Consider the following 3565-nt stretch of genomic DNA (forward strand, 5'->3'; position numbering starts at 1 on the left):
AATCCTGTGCAGGATTTAATCGTAGAAGAACCTCAAGAATATTTATTCAGTTCAGCCCGTGATTATTCGGGAAGGAAGGGTTTAGTTAAGATTGAATTGTATTGATTTTTTTTTTGTCCTGCTACTGGAGATGCACCGGTTATTCTGCTTCTCCAGAAGCAGAAAAAGAACTTCGTCATAGTCTAGTCCTGCTTCTGAAGAAGCAGTATAACAAGACTCGAAATAATTTGGTCTAATTTATAGAGAAGAAAAACAAAAGGTTCTGCCGACTTCTGGTTAAGCTAAAATAATTTGCTTAAAATCCTGCTTCTGGAGAAGCAGGACAACGGCTAAGAGGTCAACCGGAGCTTTTTCCGGTAATTAGGATTCATCTCAATCCATTTATTAATGAAACATTAACTCCAAAATTCTGGTCAACTTTAAATTCTATTGTAAATTGTTCAAAAAACAGAACCCAATGAAAACCTTATTTTCCACCATTTTCTTTTCCTTTCTGATCATGTCTGCTTCTGCCCAATTTTCTTATGACCTCCAAGGACACCGTGGTTCGCGGGGTTTGATGCCTGAGAATACCATTCCGGCCATGATCAAGGCTTTGGATCTTGGTGCGACGACTTTGGAGTTGGACTTAGCAGTGACCAAAGATGGGGTAGTCATCGTTTCTCATGAACCCTATATGAATCCTGTGATCTGCCTGACCCCTGAAGGAAATGAAATTGCTGCAGGGGACAAGTCGCATAATATTTATCAGATGGACTTTTCAGAAGTTTTGAAGTGTGATTGCGGTTCCAAATTCCATTCAGGTTTCCCAAAGCAGGTGAAGTTTCATGTGAGCAAACCTAAACTCGCGGACCTGATTGATGTGGTAGAAAAGTATGTGGCAGACATGGGATTGCCTAAACCAAACTACAATATTGAAATCAAAAGCAGCCCTGAAGGTGATGGAACTTACCATCCTGTACCAAAGGAATTCTCTGATATGGTGTATAAAGTAATTGACGGAAAACTTGATTGGAACAGAGTCAATATTCAATCCTTTGATTTTAGAGTTTTGCAATACATGCATCAGGTTTATCCCAAGGTGACCTTGGCCATGTTGGTGGAAACGGCAGCCAAACCTGTCGAACAGCTTGCTGAGTTGGGATTTCAGCCTCAGATTTATTCTCCTTATTTTATTGCTTTGACCAAAGTGACGGTAGACCAACTCCATCAAAAAGGAATGAAAGTCATCCCTTGGACAGTCAATACCACGGAGCAGATGGAGCGCTTGTTGGAATTGGGAGTGGATGGGATCATTACGGATTATCCGAATCTTGCACCCAAAAGGTAAAAGCAAAAACTTTTTTAGAGGTATTTTTTCTGTTGTCTTACTCCTGACAATTGAGGGTGGAGATCAGTTGTATATTTGATTCTGTTCCCATTTAACCTTCTTTAAATGAGGAATGCGTAAGCTAAAATCATTTTTATTCCGTATGTCTTCAAGATTGGATAATTTGTAAACAGATTCATAAATGATGAAAATATTCCTAATTATTGCCCTTTTCCTCTTCAACCTTTCATGTGGTTCTTCTGAACTCGGTCAGGTGAATTCCTCGGCTCCTTCTCATCAGGCCTTTGACGAATTGCTCAAAAAGCATGTAAGCAAGGATGGGATTGTCAATTACAAGGGATTTATCCAGGACAAGGCCAAGCTTGATAAGTATTGTGAGCTTCTGAGCAACAATGCCCCGGACCGCAGCAAGTGGTCAAAGGACGAACAGTTGGCCTATTGGATAAATGCCTACAATGCCTTTACTGTCAAATTGATCGTAGACAATTATCCTGTAAAAAGCATTCAAGACCTTCACCCTACAGTCAAAATTCCTTTGATCAATACCGTTTGGCATATCAAATTTTTCAAAATAGGGGGGAAGGAAGCTTCTTTGGATGAGATCGAGCACAAGATCTTGAGGAAAGAATTTGAGGAGCCAAGAATCCATTTTGCGATCAACTGTGCTTCATTTTCCTGTCCGCCGTTATTGAATGAAGCATTTATCCCGGAAAAAATAAACCAACAATTGGATTTGGTAGCCCGCACTTTTATCAACGATCCCAAGAGAAATAAAATAAGCGCTGACAAGGTTGAAATTTCTTCCATTTTCTCTTGGTTCAAAGAGGACTTTACCAAAAACGGAAGTTTAATTGATTATCTTAACCAATATTCCAAAGTCAAAATCAAACCCAACGCCAAAGTTTCCCACCTTGACTACGATTGGTCACTCAATGAGTAAGACAAACAGAAATATTGTCATCATCGGCAACGGCATTTCGGGAGTAACCTGTGCCAGGAATATCCGAAAAAAGGATGAATCCGCCCAAATAACGATCATTTCGGGGGAAACGGATCACTTTTTTTCACGAACGGCACTCATGTATATCTACATGGGACACATGAAATATGAGCATACCAAACCTTATGAAGATTGGTTTTGGGAAAAAAACAGGATCAACCTTAAAAGGGCTTGGGTAGAGAAAGTTGATTTTGAGGGAAAGAAATTACTTTTTTCAAACGGAGAAAATATGGCTTACGATATTTTGGTTTTGGCTACAGGGTCAAAACCAAATAAGTTCGGTTGGCCTGGCCAAGATTTGGAAGGTGTTCAGGGAATGTATTCTTATCAGGACTTGGAACTCATGGAATCGAATACCAAAGATATCAGCAGGGCGGTCATTGTAGGTGGAGGATTAATCGGGATAGAAATGGCTGAAATGCTCAACAGCAGAAAAATTCCGGTGACATTCTTGGTGCGTGAAAAGAATTTTTGGGACAATATCCTTCCGACAGAGGAATCCAAAATGATCAACAGGCATATCTTGGAACACCACATTGACCTGAGACTTGAAACTGAGTTGGGAGAAATCATCGGAGATGAATCCGGAAAGGTGAAAGCCATCAAAACCAAATTCAGCGAAACGATTGAATGTCAGTTTGTGGGCTTGACTGTAGGTGTAAGTCCAAATATCGGATTTCTAAAAACCAAACCCCCGGAGGGTTCTGAAAAGAATATTACCTTATTTACAAATAGAGGGGTGGTTGTAGACAGATTTTTCAAAACCAATATCCCTGACGTCTATGCAATTGGAGATTGTGCGGAATTCAAAGAAGCGCCGGCTTCTGACCGGAGAAATATCGAGCAGGTCTGGTATACCGGAAGGATGCACGGAGAAACACTTGCATACAACCTGACCTCAGAAAAGCCTGTTCCGTATCAGCCAGGCGTTTGGTTTAATTCTGCCAAATTCTTTGACATCGAATACCAAACTTATGGATTTGTGCCTCCGGTTTGGTCTGAGGAATATGAAAGTTTGTATTGGGAAGATGACGGAGGGAAAATTGCGATCCGGTTTTTGTATGGGAAATCAGATATGAAAATCAAAGGAGTGAATGCTTTTGGCTGGAGATTACGGCATGACTACTTTGACAAAGCCATCTCGGATGGTTGGATGTTCGAAAAAGTGCTGACCCACCTGAATAAAGCAAGCTTCAATCCGGAGTTCTTCAAATCCCATCACAAGGCCGTCTTGG

3 protein-coding genes are annotated in these 3565 nt (G+C 40.7%); all 3 read left to right on the forward strand.

Annotated features, from left to right (window positions below):
• Positions 1-457: 457 nt before the first annotated feature.
• On the forward strand, positions 458-1330 hold the full coding sequence (locus ACZFYI_RS17380) for a glycerophosphodiester phosphodiesterase (RefSeq protein ID WP_462525392.1): 873 nt from the start codon (positions 458-460) through the stop codon (positions 1328-1330).
• Between the two features lie 184 nt (positions 1331-1514).
• Positions 1515-2270, forward strand: a complete 756-nt coding sequence (locus tag ACZFYI_RS17385; protein ID WP_462525394.1) for a DUF547 domain-containing protein — start codon at positions 1515-1517, stop codon at positions 2268-2270.
• Positions 2263-3565 (forward strand): NAD(P)/FAD-dependent oxidoreductase (locus ACZFYI_RS17390; protein ID WP_462525393.1); only part of this gene is annotated, 1303 nt, incomplete at its 3' end. The genes ACZFYI_RS17385 and ACZFYI_RS17390, both read left to right, overlap by 8 nt.

This window comes from Aquiflexum sp. (assembly GCF_977115555.1).

Bases quoted from the DNA above. Each gene is read 5' to 3' on its own strand.
- ACZFYI_RS17380 (WP_462525392.1), top strand. From the start codon at position 458: ATGAAAACCTTATTTTCCACCATTTTCTTTTCCTTTCTGATCATGTCT.
- ACZFYI_RS17385 (WP_462525394.1), top strand. From the start codon at position 1,515: ATGAAAATATTCCTAATTATTGCCCTTTTCCTCTTCAACCTTTCATGT.